General features: G+C 69.5%; 19 protein-coding genes. 6 read left to right on the top strand and 13 right to left on the bottom strand.

All coding sequences use genetic code 11. The features are described from left to right. Positions 1-65: 65 nt before the first annotated feature. The 6 genes from flhB to flgB are packed head-to-tail and all read right to left on the bottom strand — an operon-like array spanning position 66 to position 3,424. Positions 66-1,136, bottom strand: coding sequence for a flagellar biosynthesis protein FlhB (gene flhB, locus J3S89_RS14865; RefSeq protein WP_217928448.1), 1,071 nt, complete (start codon positions 1,134-1,136; stop codon positions 66-68). Positions 1,137-1,139: 3 nt separating this feature from the next. Then, on the bottom strand, positions 1,140-1,904 hold the full coding sequence (gene fliR, locus J3S89_RS14860) for a flagellar biosynthetic protein FliR (protein WP_217928446.1): 765 nt from the start codon (positions 1,902-1,904) through the stop codon (positions 1,140-1,142). A gap of 10 nt (positions 1,905-1,914) precedes the next feature. After that, positions 1,915-2,181, bottom strand: coding sequence for a flagellar biosynthesis protein FliQ (gene fliQ, locus J3S89_RS14855; protein ID WP_217928444.1), 267 nt, complete (start codon positions 2,179-2,181; stop codon positions 1,915-1,917). 33 nt (positions 2,182-2,214) lie between these two features. Continuing rightward, complete coding sequence (fliE, locus tag J3S89_RS14850) at positions 2,215-2,523, bottom strand: flagellar hook-basal body complex protein FliE (protein WP_217928442.1); 309 nt, start codon at positions 2,521-2,523, stop codon at positions 2,215-2,217. 37 nt (positions 2,524-2,560) lie between these two features. Further along, positions 2,561-2,971, bottom strand: a complete 411-nt coding sequence (flgC, locus tag J3S89_RS14845) for a flagellar basal body rod protein FlgC (RefSeq protein ID WP_217928478.1) — start codon at positions 2,969-2,971, stop codon at positions 2,561-2,563. A 27-nt stretch (positions 2,972-2,998) separates the two neighbouring features. After that, on the bottom strand, positions 2,999-3,424 hold the full coding sequence (flgB, locus tag J3S89_RS14840) for a flagellar basal body rod protein FlgB (RefSeq protein WP_217928441.1): 426 nt from the start codon (positions 3,422-3,424) through the stop codon (positions 2,999-3,001). A 264-nt stretch (positions 3,425-3,688) separates the two neighbouring features. Between flgB and J3S89_RS23415 the strand changes: the two genes are divergently transcribed. Both J3S89_RS23415 and fliP read left to right on the top strand, forming a co-directional pair. After that, positions 3,689-5,290, top strand: a complete 1,602-nt coding sequence (locus tag J3S89_RS23415; protein ID WP_217928440.1) for a flagellar biosynthetic protein FliO — start codon at positions 3,689-3,691, stop codon at positions 5,288-5,290. Next, positions 5,287-6,072, top strand: coding sequence for a flagellar type III secretion system pore protein FliP (fliP, locus tag J3S89_RS14830; protein ID WP_217928439.1), 786 nt, complete (start codon positions 5,287-5,289; stop codon positions 6,070-6,072). The genes J3S89_RS23415 and fliP overlap by 4 nt, the downstream gene beginning before the upstream one ends. A gap of 30 nt (positions 6,073-6,102) precedes the next feature. Here the strand turns inward: fliP and J3S89_RS14825 are convergent, their stop codons facing one another. The 5 genes from J3S89_RS14825 to fliL form a co-directional block, all read right to left on the bottom strand. Then, positions 6,103-9,879 carry a tetratricopeptide repeat protein gene (locus J3S89_RS14825; RefSeq protein ID WP_217928438.1) on the bottom strand — a complete coding sequence of 1,259 codons (3,777 nt, stop codon included), beginning with the start codon at positions 9,877-9,879 and terminating at the stop codon, positions 6,103-6,105. 176 nt (positions 9,880-10,055) lie between these two features. Beyond that, entirely contained in the window at positions 10,056-10,823 is a 768-nt protein-coding gene (locus tag J3S89_RS14820) for a MotE family protein (RefSeq protein ID WP_217928437.1), read from the bottom strand. Continuing rightward, entirely contained in the window at positions 10,820-11,320 is a 501-nt protein-coding gene (locus J3S89_RS14815) for a DUF6468 domain-containing protein (RefSeq protein WP_217928436.1), read from the bottom strand. Before J3S89_RS14815 ends, J3S89_RS14820 begins: the two co-directional genes overlap by 4 nt. Next, on the bottom strand, positions 11,317-12,546 hold the full coding sequence (gene fliM / locus J3S89_RS14810) for a flagellar motor switch protein FliM (RefSeq protein ID WP_217928435.1): 1,230 nt from the start codon (positions 12,544-12,546) through the stop codon (positions 11,317-11,319). The genes J3S89_RS14815 and fliM overlap by 4 nt, the downstream gene beginning before the upstream one ends. 9 nt (positions 12,547-12,555) lie before the next feature. Further along, positions 12,556-13,071 carry a flagellar basal body-associated protein FliL gene (gene fliL / locus J3S89_RS14805; RefSeq protein WP_217928434.1) on the bottom strand — a complete coding sequence of 172 codons (516 nt, stop codon included), beginning with the start codon at positions 13,069-13,071 and terminating at the stop codon, positions 12,556-12,558. Between the two features lie 266 nt (positions 13,072-13,337). On the opposite strand from fliL, the gene flgF reads away from it, so the two are divergent. From flgF to flgH, 4 genes are read left to right on the top strand one after another with little or no spacing between them, the layout of a single operon-like run. Next, the gene (flgF, locus tag J3S89_RS14800; protein WP_217928431.1) at positions 13,338-14,072 is read left to right on the top strand and encodes a flagellar basal-body rod protein FlgF; all 735 of its coding nucleotides are present in this window, start codon (positions 13,338-13,340) and stop codon (positions 14,070-14,072) included. 14 nt (positions 14,073-14,086) lie between these two features. Then, a complete protein-coding gene (flgG, locus tag J3S89_RS14795; RefSeq protein WP_217928430.1) occupies positions 14,087-14,872 on the top strand; it encodes a flagellar basal-body rod protein FlgG in 786 nt (261 codons plus the stop codon). A gap of 11 nt (positions 14,873-14,883) precedes the next feature. Then, complete coding sequence (flgA, locus tag J3S89_RS14790) at positions 14,884-15,963, top strand: flagellar basal body P-ring formation chaperone FlgA (RefSeq protein ID WP_217928429.1); 1,080 nt, start codon at positions 14,884-14,886, stop codon at positions 15,961-15,963. Next, complete coding sequence (gene flgH, locus J3S89_RS14785; protein ID WP_217928428.1) at positions 15,963-16,733, top strand: flagellar basal body L-ring protein FlgH; 771 nt, start codon at positions 15,963-15,965, stop codon at positions 16,731-16,733. The genes flgA and flgH overlap by 1 nt, the downstream gene beginning before the upstream one ends. Positions 16,734-16,965: 232 nt before the next feature. Here the strand turns inward: flgH and dksA are convergent, their stop codons facing one another. Further along, entirely contained in the window at positions 16,966-17,379 is a 414-nt protein-coding gene (gene dksA, locus J3S89_RS14780; protein WP_217928427.1) for an RNA polymerase-binding protein DksA, read from the bottom strand. A gap of 207 nt (positions 17,380-17,586) precedes the next feature. Beyond that, complete coding sequence (locus tag J3S89_RS14775) at positions 17,587-18,018, bottom strand: flagellar assembly protein FliX (RefSeq protein ID WP_217928426.1); 432 nt, start codon at positions 18,016-18,018, stop codon at positions 17,587-17,589. Between the last annotated feature and the right edge of the window lie 25 nt (positions 18,019-18,043).

Raw genomic sequence — 18,043 nt, 5'->3', positions numbered from 1 at the left:
CCGAGCGCGCGCGCGGCGCCAGCGTTGCCCGAACCACGCGGCCCCACAAGAGGCCGGCGCCGAAATCACCGGCGCCGTTTCTCCCTGAGCCGCATCACGAACCCGATCACTTCCGCGACCGCCCGGTAGTGTTCCTCCGGGATCTCCTTGTCGAGATCGACACCGGCGTGCAGCGCGCGCGCCAGCGGCGGGTTCTCGACGATCGGCACCTCGTTGGCGGTCGCCAGTTCGCGGATCTTGAGGGCGACGTCGTCCATGCCCTTGGCCACCAGCATCGGCGCCTTCATGCCGCTCTCGTATTTGAGCGCCACCGCGTAATGGGTCGGGTTGGTCACCACCACGGTCGCCGTCGGCACCGCCGCCATCATCCGCCTGCGCGCCCGCGCCATGCGGATCTGACGGATCTTGCCCTTGATCTCGGGGCTGCCCTCGGTCTGCTTGAACTCTTCCTTCAACTCCTCGCGGGTCATGCGCAGGCGTTTGACCCAGCGATGACGCTGGAACAGGTAGTCGAGCCCGGCGACGAAGGCCATGACCACCACCACCGCCCCCATCAGCCTGAGCGCCGCGCGGCGGGTGACCTCGAGCACCCCGACCGGCTCGATCGCGACGATGCCCTGGAGATGGGCGAATTCCGGTTGCAGGGCGAAGGTCATCGCCGCCGCGACGATGGTGATCTTGATCACCCCCTTGAGGCCGGAGACCAACCCCTCGACCGAGAACAGCCGTTTGAAGCCGGAGATCGGCGAGATCTTGGAGAGTTTGGGGACCAGCGGCTCGAAGGTGAAGAGGAGCCGGTGCTGCATGGCGTTGCCGCCGATCCCGGCGACGAGGAAGAGCAGCGCCGGCAGCGCCAGGACGCCGCCGATCAGCCCGAGCAGATGCAGCACGATCCGCTCGACGCCGGCCGGATCCGTCGCCATCGTGTCGGCATGATCGATGAAGGCGGCGAGCGACTTGGCGAGATCCCCCGCCACCCCCGGCGACAGCCAGGCGACGAACACCATCGCCGACGCCAGCACGAAGAAGGTCGAGAGTTCCTGGCTCTTGGCGACGTCGCCCTTCTGGATCGCCTCGTCGATCTTCTTCTGTGTCGGTTCTTCGGTTTTGGAGTCGTCGTCTTCCTCGCCCGCCATGGCTCACCCCGCGACCAGACGCATCAGCCCGTCGCGGACATGATCCATGTACCAGGCGAGGAGCGACGCGAGGACGAGGCCGAAGAGCAGCAGCCCGAGGCCGATCGAGGCCGGCATGGCGGCGAAATAGATCTGAAACTGCGGCATCATCTTCTGCAACATGCCGAGCCCCAGGTTGAAGACGAGGCCGAAGGCCAGGAACGGTGCCGAGATCTGCACGCCGACCTTGAACGATTCGGCGACCATCTGCACCGTCACCTGCGCGAAATCCCCCGACGGGATCCACCCGCCCGGCGGAAACATCTGAAAGCTCGACGTCATCGCGCCGATCGCCACCAGATGCAGATCCATGACGAAGATCAGCGTCACCGCCGTCAGCGACAGGAAGTTGCCGACGATCACCCCCTGCTGCCCCTGGGTCGGGTCGACCGTCATGGCGAAGCCGAGGCCGAGCTGGGTGGCGATGGTGGCGCCCGCCACCTGCGCGCCGGCGAGCAGGAGCCGCGTCGCCATGCCGAGGAAGAGGCCGATGATCAGTTCGCCCGCGAGCATGGTCGCCGCCGCCGGCAGCGACTTCGAGAGCCCCGCCGGATAGAGCCCGGCGACGATCGGATAGAGCGCGAGCGTCAGGAAGAAGGCGAAGACGAGCCGCACCCGGACCGGCACGGTGGTCTCGCCGAAACCGGGCGCGAGCATCACCATCGCCCCGAGACGGGCGAAGGCGAGCATGAAGAGGAGCGCCACCTCGGGCAGAAGGTGCAGGACCATCGCCGCTCCCTCAGCCGCCGTTGGCGATGCGATCCATCAACCGCGCGAAATAGCCGGAGAGCTGCGCCCCCATGAAGGGAAAGGTGATCAGCATGGTCGCGAAGATCGCCAGGATCTTCGGCACGTAGACGAGCGTCGCTTCCTGAATCTGGGTGACCGCCTGAAAGAGGCCGACCAGCACGCCGACCAACAGCCCGACCAGCATCACCGGCGCCGCCGTCAGCACCAGCGTGATGATGCCGTCGCGCGCGATGTCGAAGATGTCCGCTCCGGTCATGGCCCCGTCTCCCCGTCGATCGAGGAGCGCCCCTCAGATCGGCATCTTCATGATTTCCTCATAGGCCGAGATGACCTTGTCGCGCAGCGCCACCACGGTCTCGAAGGTCGCCTGGGTCTCCGCCACCGCCGTGACCACGTCGATCACGTCGGCCTTGCCGCCGGCATAGGCGAGCGCCTTGCCGTCCATCGCCGCGCCCTGCCGCGACACGTCGCCGACCGCCGCCTTCAGCATGGCGCCGAAATCGGTGCCGCCGACCTCGGCAACTTGCCTCGGTTCGGTGCGATTCGTAAGACCCTGCGTGGCGCGATAGGCACCGGCGGCGAGTGCGGCGGGGGTCATGGGGCGTCTCCTTCGGCGGAACGGGAGGAAAAAGGCCTCAGGCCTTGAGGATTTCGAGCGTCTTGGTGATCATCCGGCGGGTCGCCGAGACGATGTTGAGATTGGCCTCGTAGGAGCGCTGCGCCTCGCGCATGTCGACGGTCTCGATCAGCGGCTCGACATTGGGATATTTGACGTAGCCGTTCGCGTCGGCGGCCGGGTGACCCGGCTCGTAGCGCATCTTGAAGTCGGTCTGGTCGCGCTGGACCCGCCCCATCGCCACCGTCGCCGCGCCCAGCTCCTTGTCGAACTTGGAGACGAAGGTCGGCACTTTGCGCCGGTAGGGATCCTGTCCGGCCGTGCGCGCGGTCGAATCGGCATTGGCGATGTTCTCGGCGATCACCCGCATGCGCCCCGACTGCACCCTGAGGCCGGACGAGGCGATCTTCAGCGACTGCAGGAATTCCATCGACATGACGCGTCTCCCGATCCGAACTCACTTGCGCCCGAGCGCGACGCGCAACAGCCCGAGCGACTGTTGGTAGAGCGAGGCGGCGGTCTGATAGTCCAGTTGGTTCTCGGCCGACTTGGTCATCTGCTCCTCGAGATCGACCGCGTTGCCGCTCGGCCGCACCTCGAAATCGCCCTTGCCGGCCGTCTTGAAACCGCCGGCTCCACCGGAGCCGGCCATGTGACCCGAGGACGTGACCGCGAGCGCCACCGCCGGCGCGCGAACCTGCCCCGACGAGGCCCCGCTCGCCGCCGTCGCCGCCGCGGGCAGCGCCGGCTCGGCCAGATCCTTGGCCCGGTAGCCCGGAGAATCGGCATTCGCGACGTTCTCGGCGATCAACCGCTGGCGCGCCTGATGCCACCGCATCCGCGTCTTCAGGGCGTCCATCAGTGTCACGTCGCCGATGCCCATGTGCCGAACCCCTCCGAACGACGCCGATCGCGGCCGTCGAGATCGGCAGATTGTTCCCAGCTCATGGTTAACGAAGGGTTAATCCACCGTCTCGTCTCGACACCGCCCCGGCCATCGCCCGGAGGATGCTCGTCTTTTTCGTAAACTTCCGGTAAAGGGTCGAGGGTCGGGACGGCAACTTCTGCCGATATCGTTTAACATGCGACCGTCAAGCGAGATTCGGGCAGGACCGAATCTCGCCGCGAGTACGAAGGAGAGGACCCGATGAGTGCATTTCGGGAGTGGTTGAACACCCTGTTCGGGTCCGACGGCGGTCGCGCGATTCAGATGCTCTTCGCGCTGCTGTTGGTCGTCCTGCTCATCCTCGCCGTGACCTGGCTGTTCCGCCGCCTGTTCGGCGGCATCGTGCAACGCGGCCGCAGCTCGCGCCTGTCGGTGGTCGATTCCACCGTCGTCGACCACCATCGCCGCCTCCTTCTCGTGCGCCGCGACGACGTCGAGCATCTGGTGCTGATCGGCGGCCCCAACGACGTCCTGGTCGAGAGCCGCATCCTGCGCGCCGCTCCGACCATGACCGGACGGCCGATCGCGCAACCGACCCGCCAGCCGATGCCGGCCACCGCCGCGCCCGCGCCGGTGGCCCCGCCGGCCGCCGCCCCGCTCGCCACGCCGCCGCTCGCCACGCCGCCGCTCGGCCCGACCTCGGCGCCCGGCGCCGCGCCGGCCGCCGCGCCGGAATCGGCCACCGTCTCCCCCGCCGCCCGTGTCGCCGGGGGCGCCGCCGCCATGGTCGCGGCCGTCGCCTCGGCCGGGGCGCTGCTGCGCTCGCGCATCGCCCGCTCCGAGGAGCCGGAGGAGGCGCCCGCCCGCCGGACGCCCGCGCCTCAGCCCGATCGCCGGACCCTGGATCAGGCCTTCGACGCCCCGCTCGGCCGCCCCGCCCCCGAGCCGATCCCCGAACCGCTGCCCATGGCCGAACCGATCCCGTCGCCCGGCCCGGCCGCGCGCGCGCCCATCACCCCGCCGCCGGCCGATCTCGCGCCGCGCCGTCCCTTCGAGCCCGCCGCCCGCGCCGTGGTGCCGCCGCCCGAGCCGGTCGAGCCGGTGGTCCCGGTCGCCCCCCTCGATCTCGACGAGCCCTTCGCGCCGCCCTTCGCCGAGCCGATGGACCGCGCGTCCCTCCACCGCGAACCCGTCCTCCGCGAGCCGCTCCCGCGCGAGCCCGTCCTGCGCGAAACCGTCGTCGCCGAGCCGGCGCCCGGCCGCATCCCGCCGCGCATGATCGACGACATCGATCTCCTCGCCGACTTCGATCAGATCGCCGCCGAACTCTCCGCGCCGCGCCGTCCCCAGCGCGAGCCGACGCTGCCCGAACCGATCTCGGCCGAACCGCCGCGTCCCGAGCCCGTCGCCGCGCCCGAGATCGAGATCGAGCCGGAGATCGAGGAACCGACCCTGCCTTTCGCACAGCCGCTGGAGGAGCCCGCGCCGGTCGCGGCCGCCCCTGAGGTCGAGCCCCCGCCGCCGCCCGCGCCCGAGGACCATTTCGACTTCGATTTCGACTTCGGCCTGACGCCGCCCGCCCCGGCTCCGGCCCCCGCTCCGGCGCGCGCGAGAGAGATCCCGCCGGTCGCCCCGGCGCGGCCGATGCGCGCGCCCGAGCCGGTCGAACCGCCGCCGGCGATCGACGTGGCCCCGGAGATCGAGATCGCCCGTCACGAGGAGATCGAGGTCGAGGTCCCCGCGCCGCTGCCCGAGCCCCCGGCGATCGAGCCGCCGCAGCCCAAGCCGCCGACCTCGGTCGACGAGCTCGAGGAGGAGATGGCCCGCCTGCTCTCCGAACTCTCCGGCCAGCCGCGCCGATGAGTTCGAGTCCGCTCCGTCGCGACGTCGTCCCGGCGGCCGCGCCGCCGCGCGCCGCGCGGATCGGAGCGGGTCTCCTCGCCTTCGCGGTGACCCTCGCCGTCGCCCCCGCGAGCGCTCAGGACGTGGCGATCAACTTCGGCGGCGCGACCGGCATCTCCGAACGCGCGCTGCAGCTGATCGCCCTGATCACCCTCCTGTCGATCGCCCCGTCGATCGTGGTGATGGTGACGAGCTTCACCCGCATCGTCGTGGTTCTGTCGCTGCTGCGCTCGGCGATCGGCCTGCAGACCGCGCCGCCCAACACGGTGATGGTGTCGCTGGCGGTGTTCCTCACCGCCTTCGTGATGGCACCGACCTTCAACCGCGCCTATGACGAGGCGATCAAGCCGCTCGGCGACGGCTCCATCGAGATCGAGCAGGCGATCGAGCGCGGCGCCCCGCCGTTCCACGAATTCATGCGCGCCCACGTCCGAGAGAAGGACCTCGAGCTCTTCCTCGATCTCGCCAAGGAGCCGCGCCCGCAGACCCCGGCCGACGTCAGCTTCCGCGTCCTGATCCCCGCCTTCATGATCTCGGAGCTGCGCCGCGCCTTCGAGATCGGCTTTCTGCTCTACCTGCCGTTCCTGGTGATCGATCTCGTCGTCGCCTCGATCCTGATGGCGATGGGCATGATGATGCTGCCGCCGGCGACGGTGTCGCTGCCGTTCAAGCTGATCTTCTTCGTGCTGGTCGACGGCTGGAATCTGGTCGCGGGCTCGCTGGTGCGCTCGTTCGGCGGGTGAGGCCGCGCGCCGCCCCCTCCGGCGGCGCCCTCAGCGCCCGGCGGCCTTCGCCTCGGACTGTGGCGAGGCGGTCGCGGCGGCGTCCGCCTGGGCCAGCGTCTTCGCCCCGCCCGTCGCGGCCTTCGCCTCCGGCTTCGCCTTGTCGGCCCCGGCCGGCGGCACGCTCGGCTCCGGCTCGACGGTGCGCGCCTTCGGATCGAGATATTGCGCACGATATTCCTGGAGGAACTGGCGCATCGTGTCGATCGAGGCGATGTCGCGGGCGACGTCGCGGAATTCCCCGCCCTGGCTCTGGATCGGCTGGGTCACCACGTCGAACGTGTGCGCCTGCGGGCTCTCCGCCATCTTCGCCCGGAACTTGCCGCGCAGCCGATCGAGCGAGAGCTGATCGTTGGCGAGCGCGAAGGCGATCGCCACTCGGAGCACGTCCTGGCGCTCCTGATCGTCGAGCGACACGGCGTCCTGCCAGCGATTGCCGAGCAGCACCTCGAGCCGCTCGCCCGCCTCGCGCCAGCGCTTGGCCTTCCACAACACGTCGGCGCGCAGACGCACCGCGTCGCCGCCCGACATCGTCGAGAGCAGCTCGAGCGCGGTGTTGGTGCGCCCGGCGTCCGACAGCGCCCGCGCCTCGACCAGCCTGCGCTGACGCTCGAGCGACAGCGGCAACTGGCTCTGGCGGGTCTTGTTGAGCACCGCCAACGCCCGTTCCGGCTTGCGGTCGAGCAGATGAACGACGGCGAGATCGGCCGCGATCTGCGCCCGCGCCGCGCCCTTCAGACGATTGTCGACCTGATAGGAGAGAAGCTCGGCCGCCTGCGGCAACAGATCGACCCCGACCAGGCGATCGGCGAGTTTGCGCACGACCTCGTCGCCGCGCCGCCCGATCGGCACCAGTTCGCGGAAATCGTAATAGAGCGTCAGCGCGTCGATCGGCGAGAGCGACTTGTCGGCGTCGTCGAGATAGAGCGCCAGGAAGCGCCGGCTCATCTCGTCCTGCAACAGGCGGGTCGTCGGCGAATCCGGCGCCACCTGAATCGCCGAGCGCATCGCCTGGAACGCCTCGCGGTAGCGTCCGGTGTCGGCGAGGAGCCCGGCCAGCGTCCTGAGCGTCCGGAGCTCGATCTCGTCGCCGCGCCAGCCGAAGGAGAGCGACCGCATCCGCTCGATCGCCGCCTCCTTGTCGATCTTGTGATCGCGTAGGAGCGACCGCACCAGATGATATTCGGCGTCGGCCTGAACCCGGCGATCGCCGGTCGCCGCCGCCCGCTCGAAGCGTGCGACCGCATCCTCCGGCCGCCCGGCGAGATCGGCGAGGCGCGCCTGGGCGATCTCGAACCGGCCCGCCAGATCCCGATCGAGGATTTCCGGCTCGATCTCGGCGAGACGCGTCTGGGCGAGGCCGAGATCGTTCAACTCGATCGCCGATTCCGCCGCCGCGATGTTGAACATCGCCTGGATCGTCTTGGGATAGGCGCCGAGCACACTGGTGGCGCGCAGCGCGCTCTCGCGTGCCTCGTCCCATTTGCCGAGGTCGTTGGCGGCGATCGTCCGCCACAGCGCCGCATCGGGAATCTCGGCGACTTCCGAGCGCATCAGCGCCTCACGGGCCTTGGCGGCACGGCCGGCGAGCACCTGACCGGCACCCCACAGCACGATGAAGCCGGGATCGCGGCTGATCGCCGGGTCCTCCTCCGCGAGGATCCGCAGCTGCGCCAGCGCCTCCGGCGCGAAACGACGGCCGATGTAGAACTCGGCCAGATCGATCCGCGCCTGACGGCGCGGCTGGTCGCTCCCCATCACCACGGCGTCGAGCAGGGCCCGCGCGCGGTGCTCGTTCTGCGCGGCGTCGCGGCTGTCGAACGTCGCCGGATCGATGGCGATGCGATGGAGCACCGGCTGCAACCGAGGTACCGGCGCGCCGCGCTCCTCGACCGCCCCGGTCGAGAGGCTGAGGCCGCGCTCGCGGCCGATAGAGACATCGCCGTTCTCGTAGGTGACCAGGAGATCGTCGCCGTGCGGCACCAACGCGACGCCGTGCGCCGAAGCGAGGAGATCGAGATCGACGAAGCTCTGCGGCTTCAACAGCCCACGCGCCGGCGGCAGCGCCGTGACCACCACCACACGGTCGCCGATCACCGGATCGACCAGTTCGCGCACCGACCCGCCGTCGGCGAGCGTGATCTTCAGGCTGCGATTGCCGTCGCCGCGCACGAAGCGGCGGAGCGCCAGCGGCTTGGTCGGCTCCAGCACCATCTCGCCGATCGACAAGACCCAATTGTTCCCGTCCGGCGAGAGCGTCGTGAGCAGCGGTTCGTTCAGATCGACCCGGATCGCGGTCCACGCCTTGGCCCGGATCATCGAGACGCCCCGCGCGAGGCTCGCGAGGTTCGGCGCGATCGGCGCGACGTCGACCTCCTTGGGCGTGTCGAAGATCACCCACAGCGTCTCGCCGCGATTGAACGCCGCCGCCGGCACCCGGTCGGTGAAGGGGAAGGCGATGCGGACGACGTCGCCGATGCGCTTGACCTCGGTCTTGATCGCCCCGACGTCGCCGATCGCGCGATGGGGCACCAGCGCCGGCGGACGCTCACCGGCCGGCTGATCCGGCGCCATCGGTTGGGCCGGCTCGGCCGGGCGCGCCGCGGGGTCGGGCGCGGGCGCAGCCGTCGGGATCTGCCCGGCCGGCAGAGACCGCTCCCGAACCACCACCTCGGCGTCGGCGGGGCGCGCGGCGGCTGGCGCCTCCGGCGGGGCGGCGGACGCGGGCGCCGGCGAAGGCGCGGCGGCGGCTGGCGGCGCGGCGGCGGCCACGAGAGCCCGCGCGGGCGGAGGCGCGGGAGCGGGAGCCGGAGCCGGAACGGCGGCGGCGACGGGCGCGGGGGCCGGTGCCGGTGCCGGCGTAGGCGCGGACGCGGCGGCGTCCGGAGACGGCGCGACCGCGCGGCCGGGAGCGATGATCCGGTCGGTTCCAGGCGTCGTCGGCGTCAGCACCGACTGGACCAGCGCCTCGCCCGGATTGCTCGGCTTGGTCGAATGCACGAGATCGAGCACATAGGCGTCGCGCTCGCGGAACCCGCGCACGTCGGCGTCCGGCGTCACGGTGAAGACGATCTTCATCGTCTCGTCGGTCGGATCGGCATAGACGTCGACCAGACCCGGCACCGGCTGCAGGTCGATCGGCGAGAAGTCGATCTTGGCGGTCTTGTTGAAAGTCAGCGTGACGCGCTCGCCCTCGCGGGTCATGCGCGTGTCGAAGGGCACGTTCCAGCCGAAGGAGAAGCGGGTGAAGGTCGGCAGGCGGCCGATCTTGAAGTCGAGCTTCGGGGTGATCCGCGAGCCCGACTTGGCCATTTCCGCCTCACGCGCCGCCCGCATCGCCGCCTCGGCGCGCTTGGCGAGCGCCTCGACCACTTCCGGCGGCAGCGGCGGCGGCGCCCCGACCCATTTGGCCGGCAGGAAGTCGAGGAAGAGCTTCTCCCCCGCCTCCATCGTGTTGAGCCGCACCTGCCGCGACAGGGCGATGCGCAGGGACCGCCCCTCCGGATCGCGCCGGGCGACCGTGACGTAGGGCCCGAGCGTGGTCGGGATCTGGTCGATGTCGACGTCGACCTCGTCGGTGAACTCGATCACCACCACGCCGTTGTTCTGGCGCAGCGTGTATTGCGGCACGAGATTGCGGTTCTTGAAGGTGAGCACGAGCCGGCCGAAGCCCTTCTCGAGGCTCGCCGCCGCCTCCGCCTGGACCCGCTCGGCCCGCACCGGCAGCGGCGATGTCGCCACCAGGATCACCGCCAGCGCCGCGCTCAACAGCGCCCGCGCCCGCACGCCGACGCCACGACCCGGGGAGGGATCGCGAGACGGACGACACGCGGGAGGCGAAACGAGGGGCAAGACCGGAATCCGACACGAGAACTCGACGATCGAGCCTAGGTCGTCGCGGTGAACGGCGGGTTAAGCGGAAGACCCCGGCGGGTGTCGCGCCCTCAGCTGCGGCCTTGAATCTTCGGCAATTCCGCCTGGGGCGGCCGAACGACCTCCTTGGGCCGCCGATTGGCGAGTTCCACCGTCAGCTTCTCGGCCTGCTCGGGGGTCATCTTCGCGACCACGTCGCCGAGCTTCTTCGGATTCATCTGCCGCGCGATCTCGGCGAGCAGACCGATGTCCAGCTTGTCGAAGACCCGCGCCGAATCCTTGGCCTTCATCGACTCGTACATCTTGACGAGATCGGCCAGCTCCTGCGACTTCGCCTGCTCCTTGGCGGCGGCGGCGGTGCCGATCTGGTCCTCGAGCCCCTTCAATTCGTCGATCCGCTTGGTGATGCGGCCCTCGCTCGCCCGCAGCAGGTCCTCGCGCATCTGGATCTGGCGTTCGCGCTCCTCGAGCTGCTTGCGGCGCTCGGCGAGCTTCTGCAGGACCTCGATCTCCGACAGGAGCTCCTGGCCCGGCACCGGCTTCGCCTCGCTCGGCTTGTCGCCGGAGACCTTGGTGTCGACCTTGCTCGGCGTGACGCCACCGGCGGCGGCCTCGCCGGCGGCGGGCGCGCCGTGGCCCTCCTCCGCCGGCTTCGCCTCGCCGCCCTGACCGCCGCTCGACGAGCCGGTCGTGATCATGTCGACCTCCGCGCCCGAGCGCGGATCGACCGCGACCACCTCGCGCCCGCGCCCGTCGCGCAGCCCGAACTCCACGACCTTCAGGCCGAGGAGCGCGAGCGCGGCGACGACGACGAGCGGAAGCAGTCGGATCTTGGTCATGCGGCGGCGCCTCGCGCCTTGAGCTGGCCGATCCGGCTGGTCGCCTCGGTGACCTGGGCGCGGAGTTCACCGAGCCGCGAGGCGCGGTCGCGCGGCGCCTCGGCCGCGCGCGTCGCCACCGCGACCGGCACCACGGCCACCGGCGAGGGCTCGGCCGGCGCGCCACCGCGGGCGGCCTCCGTGATGCGGATGATGCGGTTCAAGAGCTTCTCGCCCTCGCCGAGCTCGCGCCCGATCTCCTGGGAGAAGAACTCCGCCTCGCGCAGCCGCTGCGCCAGGGTGCGATCGGCCTCCGCCGCCGTGTCCTTGAGCCCGACGATCGCCCGTTCGGCGATCTCGGTCGCGGTGAGCAGCTCGGAAATGGTCGCGCGCAGGTCGGCCTCGTCGGCCCTGAGGCGCTTGAGACGCTTGTCGAGCACGATGCAGTAACCGATCGTGAGGACGAGGAGAACGGCCACCAGGCCCTCGATGGCGAGATCGATCCACGGGGTCGTCATGACGCCTGCATCTCCTTCTTGGTCGCCGCCTTCTCGAAGGCGGCCAGTGTCATCTTCGGGCGCCGCAGATTGCGGTCGACCCGGATCGAAATATTCTCGCCCGAACGCCCCATCGAGCCCTCGGTCAAGGCGACTTCGCCGCATTTGATGGTGACGGGGTCGCGCGGACCGACGTCGAACACCAGCGTCTGCCCGACCTGGAGATCGAGCACCTGACCGAGCGACATCTCGCGTTCGAACAACACCGCGTCGACGGCGATCTCGGCGGCGTGGATCTCGGTGGCGAGGTGTCCCTCCCAGATCGGATCGCGCCCGAACTTCTCGCCCATGAACATCTGCAGCAGCAGGTCACGAATCGGCTCGAGCGTCGCATAGGGTATGAGGATTTCGATCTTGCCGCCGCGATCCTCCATGTCGATCCGGAATTCCGCCAGGATCGCCGCGTTGGCCGGGCGCGAGACCGCCGCGAAGCGGGGATTGTTCTCGAGCCGCTCCAGATTGAAGTGCACCCGCGAGAGCGGCGCGAAGGCCTGTTCGGCATCCGACAGCACCACCTCGATCATCCGGCGCACCAGATTGGTCTCGATGGTGGTGTAGGGCCGCCCCTCGACGCGGATCGGCGTGGTGCCGCGACCGCCGCCGAGCAGCACGTCGATGATCGAGTAGATCAGGTTGGAATCGACGGTGACGAGGCCGAAATTGTCCCATTCCTCGACCTTGAACACGCCGAGGATCGCCGGCAGCGGGATCGAATTCAGATAGTCGCCGAAGCGCACCGAGGTGATGCTGTCGAGCGACACCTCGACGTTGTCGGAGGTGAAGTTGCGCAGGGACGTGGTGGTCAGGCGCACGAGGCGGTCGAACACGATCTCGAGCATCGGCAGACGCTCGTAGGAGACCATGGCCGAGTTGATCAGCGCGCGGATACCGGACTGGTCGGAGGAGAGCTGCTCGTCGATGTCGAAACCGAGGAGGTTGTCGATCTCCTCCTGGTTCAGGATGCGGTCGCCGCCGCGCGTCGCCGTGTCGAGATCGAACTCGCCGTCGTCGAAACCGGCCAGATGCGCGGCGAGCTCGTCGCCCCCCTCCACGCCCTGTTCGGCGAGCGCCGCGCCCCAGTCGGCGGCGAGATCGTCGTCGCCCGCGTCGGTGCCGCCCTTCTGCTCGTCGAGCGCGGCGCCCCAGGCGGCATCCAGATCTTCGAGTTCTTCCGCCTCACCGGCCATCGCCGAGCCTCACTGGACCAGAATTTCCTTGAACAGCACCGCATCCACATGCGCCGGCGCGATCGCCGAATTGATGCGCCGCTGCAATTCCTCCTTCACCCGGTAGAGCCCCGCCGACCCGTCGAGATCGGACGTCCGGAGCTCGCGCAGATAGATCTGGAAGGCATCGAGGACCCGGGGCAGCACCGGGGTGATCTTGTCGACCGTCTCCTTGTCGGAGACTTCCAGCGACACCTTCACCTTCAGATAGGTCGCGCGCCCATCGACCGCCGAGAGATTGACCGTCATGTCCGGCAGGTCGACGTACATCACCGTCTTGACCGGCTGATGCTGGGCCGCGTCCTCCGGCTTCGGTTTCGCCGAGAACGCTCCCATGAAGAAGGCGCCGGCGCCACCGAGGACCACGAGAAGCGCCACACCGGCGCCGATCATGATGAAGAGTTTCTTCTTGCCACCCGCGGCCTCGCCCTCGGTGCCTTCGGCGCCGGGCTCCGGAGCTTCCGTCTTGGCGGGCTTCTTGGCCATTCCTCTCCCCCGATCGGACGCGAGTCCGTCCCCCGGAAGATCTAAAGAGAGAATGGTTAACGAGTGGTGAATCTTAACTCTTCCGAAACCTCGGTAAACGCTGCCGTAAGAACTTGCCGCTCGGCAGGAACTGCCCACCCCGAAGCGGCCGGTCGTCGACATAAGACATTGATTTTGCGCACGTTAACCATATGGCACGCCCCCTGCACCACCTCTCCCGATCGTGTCGGCTGGGGAGCCGGCGCGGTCGCTGGGGAGAAGTCCACATGGAAAATGCGCAACTCGTCGGCCTGTCGAGGCAGATCGTTCTGCGACGCGAGCTCGACCTGATCGCCAACAACGTCGCCAACGTCGAGACCAACGGCTTCAAGGCCCAGGCGCTGCTCGCCAAGGAGCAGCGGATGGCCCCGGCCGCCGATCTCGACTTTCGCGGCTCCGACCGTCCGATCAGCTTCGTCCTCGACGACGCCAATCGCTACGACCTCTCGGCCGGTCAGATGATCACCACCGGCAACGATCTCGACGTCGCCGTCGACGGCAAGGGCTGGTTCGCGGTGCAGACCGCTCAGGGCGAGCGCTACACCCGCAACGGCTCCTTCGCCATCGCCGCCGACGGCACCGTCGTCACCCGCGACGGCAACCCGGTCCTCACCGAAGGCGGCCCGCTGGTTCTCCAGCCCAACGAGACCCGCCTGTCGATCGCCGCCGACGGCACCATCTCCACCTCGCAAGGCGTTCGCGGCAAGCTCCGCGTCGTCGACTTCGCCGACGCGGGCTCGCTCAAGAAGGTCGGCGAAACTCTCTTTCAGGGCACCAACCCCCAGCCCGCCACTCTCCCCCGCCTGGTCCAGGGCCAGCTCGAGAAGTCCAACGTGCGCGCCGTCGAGCAGATCTCGCGTCTGATCGAGGTCGGCCGCTCCTACGAGGCGGTCGCCTCGTGGATGGGCAAGGCCGACGAACTGCGCCGCAACGCCATCGAAAAACTGGCTCAGGTCGCCTGAGGGGAGGACGAACCATGAAGGCTCTTCACATCGCCGCCTCGGGCATGCTGGCCCAGGAGATGAACGTCGAACTCATCTCCAACAACATCGCCAACATGCGCACCACCGGCTTCAAGCGCCAGCGCGTCGACTTCCAGGACCTGCTCTATCAGGACATGCGCCGGGTCGGCACCTCGACCTCGGAGAGCGGCAACATCCTGCCGACCGGCGTCCAGATCGGGTCCGGCGTGCGCGCCGCCGCGACGCCCCGCATCATGTCGCAGGGGACCCTCTCCTCGACCGAGAAGGAGACCGACGTCGCCATTCGCGGCGAGGGCTTCTTCCGCGTGCTGATGCCCGACGGCCGCACCGCCTATACCCGCGACGGCTCCTTCGAGCTCGACAGCCAGGGCCGCATCGTCACCGCCGACGGCTACACGCTCGATCCGACCATCACCGTGCCGCAGAACTCGACCGGCCTCACCATCAACGCCCAGGGCTCGGTCCAGGTGACCGTCGGCAACGCCACCGCCCCCACCACCATCGGCCAGATCCAGCTCGCCCGCTTCGTCAACAAGTCGGGCCTCGACGCCATCGGCAACAACCTGTTCCTCGAGACCGCGTCCTCCGGCGCCCCCCAGACCGCCAATCCGGGCGACGAGGGCTACGGCACCCTGCTCCAGAACCAGTTGGAACAGGGCAACGTCAACTCGGTCTCCGAGATCTCCGACCTGATCGCCGCCCAGCGCGCCTACGAGATGAATTCGCGCGTCATCCGCGCCGCCGACGAAATGATGTCGGCCTCGGTGACGCCGAAGTGAGGAGGCCCGTGATGAAATACTCGGCCCGGCGCGACCCGCGCCCCTGTCTCTTCTCCTGTTCCGGCGAGGCCGGCGAGCGGCTGGTCCGCACACTTCTCGGCGCCGCCACCCTCGCCCTGCTCGCGACCCTGCTGCTGTCGATCATCGACCCGTCGCCGGCCGCCAGCGCCGAGGCGCCGACGCTGCGCTCCTCGGTGAGCGTGAACGGCGACGTCGTCACTCTCGGCGACTTCTTCGACGACGCCGGCCCCCTCGCCGACCGGCCGCTGTTCCGGGCCCCCGATCTCGGCACCACCGGCCCCGTCTCCGCCGCCCGCGTGGTCGACATGGCCCGCGCCGCCGGCCTCGCCACGGCCCGCGCCGACGGTCTCGTCGAGATCTCCGTCACCCGCCTGTCGCGCTCGGTCGAGGCGACCGAGATCGCCCGCCTGATCGCCACCGAGGCGCTGCGCCGCCCCGGCCGCACCGACGACGTCTCGATCGACGATCTCGACGTGGTCTTCGATGCCCCGGTCGAGCCGCGCCACGCCGACGTCCGCGCCGAGGTGCCGGTCCGCATCGTGTCGCTGTCGCTGAACCCGATGAACGGCCGTTTCGACGCCCTCGTCCAGATCGACCAGGGCGAACGCAACGAGCGCGTCCACCTGCGCGGTCAGGTGGTCGAGACCGCCGCCGTCACCGTCTTGAACCGCCCGCTCTCGCGCGGCGACATCGTCACCGCCGACGACGTCCGCGTCGATCGCCAGCCCCGCAGCCGCTCCGGCCTGCTCCATTCGATCGTCGATCCGAGCGAGATCGTCGGCCGTCAGGCCCGCTGCGCGCTCCGCGCCGGACAGGCCGTCGCCGCCGCCGACTTCGCCCGCCCCCAGATCGTCGCGCGCGGCGAAACCGTCACCATCGTCTTCCGCACCCGCGCCCTCCAGGTCACCGCGCGCGGCCAGGCCCTCCAGGCCGGCGCCCTCGGCGACATGGTCCCCGTCCTCAACCCCCAGTCCAAACGCACGATACACGCCACCGTCGCCGGCCCCGGTCTCGTCGAGATCGCCGCCCCCGCCACCGCCGTGGCTTCCATCGGCAAGGTCGTCAAGTGATGCTCGCTCTCTCCCTCGTCCGTGCCTCGGCGCTCCGTCGCGGTTCTCTGCTCCTGATCGCCGCCGTCGCCCTCGCCGGGTGCTCCTCGACGATCGATCGCCTGGAGAACGTCGGCAAGGCGCCCAAGCTCGCCGCCATCGACGACCCCACCGCCCAGCCCGGCTATCGGCCGGTGTCGATGCCGATGCCGACGCCCGAGCCGGCCGCCTACGCCCCGAACTCGCTGTGGTCGAAGGGCAGCCGCGCCTTCTTCAAGGATCAGCGCGCGCGCCGCATCGGCGACATCCTGACCGTCGCCGTGGTCATCACCGACAAGGCCAAGATCGCCAACGAGAGCGGCCGCTCGCGCACCGAGACCGACTCGACCTCGGTCGGCGGCGTCCCCGGCGCGGTCATCGACAAGGTGCTGCTGCCGGCCGGCATGGCCTCCTCCGACCTCGTCGCCAACTCCACCAAGACCTCGCAGACCGGCACCGGCTCGGTCGACCGTTCCGAGACCCTGTCGACCAACGTCGCCGCCCTCGTCACCCAGGTCCTGCCCAACGGCAACCTCGTCATCGAGGGCCGCCAGGAGGTCCGGGTCAACAACGAGATCCGCGAGCTGATCGTCGCCGGCGTCGTCCGTCCCGAGGACATCGCCTCCGACAACACCATCGAGAGCGCCAAGATCGCCGAGGCTCGCATCTCCTACGGCGGCCGTGGCCAGATCACCGACGTCCAACAGGCCCGCTACGGCACCCAGGTCATGGACGTGCTGATGCCCTTCTGATCGCGCGCGGATCGGGCCTCCCCACCCGATCCGCGATCCCCTCCCCGGAACCGCCTCCCGACGTCCCCCTCTCGCCGGTCGCTCCCCGAGACCGGACGAGAGTGTCGAGAGGCCCATCCGTCGCCCGCCGTTCTCCCCAGATCCGCGGCGAGGCGACGAAAAGAAGAGGCGCGGCTCCCCTCTCCCCGGGAACCGCGCCTCTCTCGTTTCGATGACGAAGATCGCCTCGGGCTCAATCGTCCCGATAGACCCGTTCGCGACGCTCGTGACGCTCCTGCGCTTCGATCGACAACGTGGCGATCGGGCGGGCGTCGAGGCGCTTCAGCGAGATGGGTTCGCCGGTCTCCTCGCAATAGCCGTAACTGCCGTCCTCGAGCCGCTTCAGGGCGGCGTCGATCTTGGAGATCAGCTTGCGCTGACGGTCGCGGGCTCTGAGTTCGATCGCGCGATCGGTCTCCGAGGAGGCGCGATCGGCGAGATCCGGATGGTTCTGACTCTCGTCGGCGAGATGCTGCAACGTCTCGCGCGATTCCTTCAGGATGTCGTCCTTCCAGTCGAGCAACTTCTTACGGAAGTACTCGCGCTGGCGTTCGTTCATGAAGGGTTCGTCGTCCGACGGGCGATAATCAGTGACTACGACCGACATCATGCTCCCTTCCAGGTCCACGTTGGTCCGGGCACGGCCGATGGATCATGATCGGCCGTCGCGGCGCCCCAATACAACGACGAGACGGAAAGGTCACGTAGAAAGCGTGCCGGAAGTGGACAAATTCTCGGCAGTACGCCGACGAATATCCAATGGTCCCAAGAAATTCCAGGAGCCGGGCCGGCCGGACGCCGCCCGATCGGCCGTTCAATCGGGGAAGCGGCCGTATTTGGCGAGCTCCACGCGCGCCCGAAGCTCGATGTCGGCGACGAGAGCGTCGAGTTTCTCCTCGCCCGACGGCTCGCGCCGACCGAGAAGCGCGACGAGCCGCTCCAGCCGCTCCACCGGCACGCCGCCGCCGAGCAGATCGAGCTTCACCTCCTCGAGCACGTCGAGCAGATCGAGCCCATGACGCACCGCCTTGCGGCGCTTCTCGCGCGGGTCGACGTTCGGGATCGCCTGGAGCGCCAGGAGGCTCGCGACGTCGGAGACGCCGACCGGACCTCCCGTCACCGCCGCGCGGGACGGCGCGTCCTGATCGGGCAGCGTGAAGGCCGCGCCGGTGCCCTCGGTCCGCCGCCCCGGCACGGTTCCCTGGAGCCCGCCCGTCCGTCCCGGTCCGTCGATCCTGATCGCCACGTCGCCCCTCCTCGCCCTCGGCAGG

The organism is Pinisolibacter aquiterrae, from assembly GCF_019160155.1.
Lineage (GTDB): Bacteria > Pseudomonadota > Alphaproteobacteria > Rhizobiales > Ancalomicrobiaceae > Pinisolibacter > Pinisolibacter aquiterrae.
This window is presented reverse-complemented; position numbering and strand designations above follow the sequence as displayed.

Excerpts from the sequence above, each read along its gene's own strand:
- fliQ (WP_217928444.1), bottom strand. The coding sequence starts at position 2,181 with ATGACCGGAGCGGACATCTTCGACATCGCGCGCGACGGCATCATCACG.
- flgH (WP_217928428.1), top strand. The coding sequence starts at position 15,963 with ATGCTCGCTCTCTCCCTCGTCCGTGCCTCGGCGCTCCGTCGCGGTTCT.
- fliM (WP_217928435.1), bottom strand. The coding sequence starts at position 12,546 with ATGGCCGGTGAGGCGGAAGAACTCGAAGATCTGGATGCCGCCTGGGGC.
- flgF (WP_217928431.1), top strand. The coding sequence starts at position 13,338 with ATGGAAAATGCGCAACTCGTCGGCCTGTCGAGGCAGATCGTTCTGCGA.
- fliE (WP_217928442.1), bottom strand. The coding sequence starts at position 2,523 with ATGACCCCCGCCGCACTCGCCGCCGGTGCCTATCGCGCCACGCAGGGT.
- fliP (WP_217928439.1), top strand. The coding sequence starts at position 5,287 with ATGAGTTCGAGTCCGCTCCGTCGCGACGTCGTCCCGGCGGCCGCGCCG.
- flgG (WP_217928430.1), top strand. The coding sequence starts at position 14,087 with ATGAAGGCTCTTCACATCGCCGCCTCGGGCATGCTGGCCCAGGAGATG.
- flhB (WP_217928448.1), bottom strand. The coding sequence starts at position 1,136 with ATGGCGGGCGAGGAAGACGACGACTCCAAAACCGAAGAACCGACACAG.
- flgB (WP_217928441.1), bottom strand. The coding sequence starts at position 3,424 with ATGGGCATCGGCGACGTGACACTGATGGACGCCCTGAAGACGCGGATG.
- flgA (WP_217928429.1), top strand. The coding sequence starts at position 14,884 with ATGAAATACTCGGCCCGGCGCGACCCGCGCCCCTGTCTCTTCTCCTGT.
- J3S89_RS14815 (WP_217928436.1), bottom strand. The coding sequence starts at position 11,320 with ATGACGACCCCGTGGATCGATCTCGCCATCGAGGGCCTGGTGGCCGTT.
- fliL (WP_217928434.1), bottom strand. The coding sequence starts at position 13,071 with ATGGCCAAGAAGCCCGCCAAGACGGAAGCTCCGGAGCCCGGCGCCGAA.
- flgC (WP_217928478.1), bottom strand. The coding sequence starts at position 2,971 with ATGGAATTCCTGCAGTCGCTGAAGATCGCCTCGTCCGGCCTCAGGGTG.
- dksA (WP_217928427.1), bottom strand. The coding sequence starts at position 17,379 with ATGTCGGTCGTAGTCACTGATTATCGCCCGTCGGACGACGAACCCTTC.
- J3S89_RS14820 (WP_217928437.1), bottom strand. The coding sequence starts at position 10,823 with ATGACCAAGATCCGACTGCTTCCGCTCGTCGTCGTCGCCGCGCTCGCG.
- J3S89_RS23415 (WP_217928440.1), top strand. The coding sequence starts at position 3,689 with ATGAGTGCATTTCGGGAGTGGTTGAACACCCTGTTCGGGTCCGACGGC.
- fliR (WP_217928446.1), bottom strand. The coding sequence starts at position 1,904 with ATGGTCCTGCACCTTCTGCCCGAGGTGGCGCTCCTCTTCATGCTCGCC.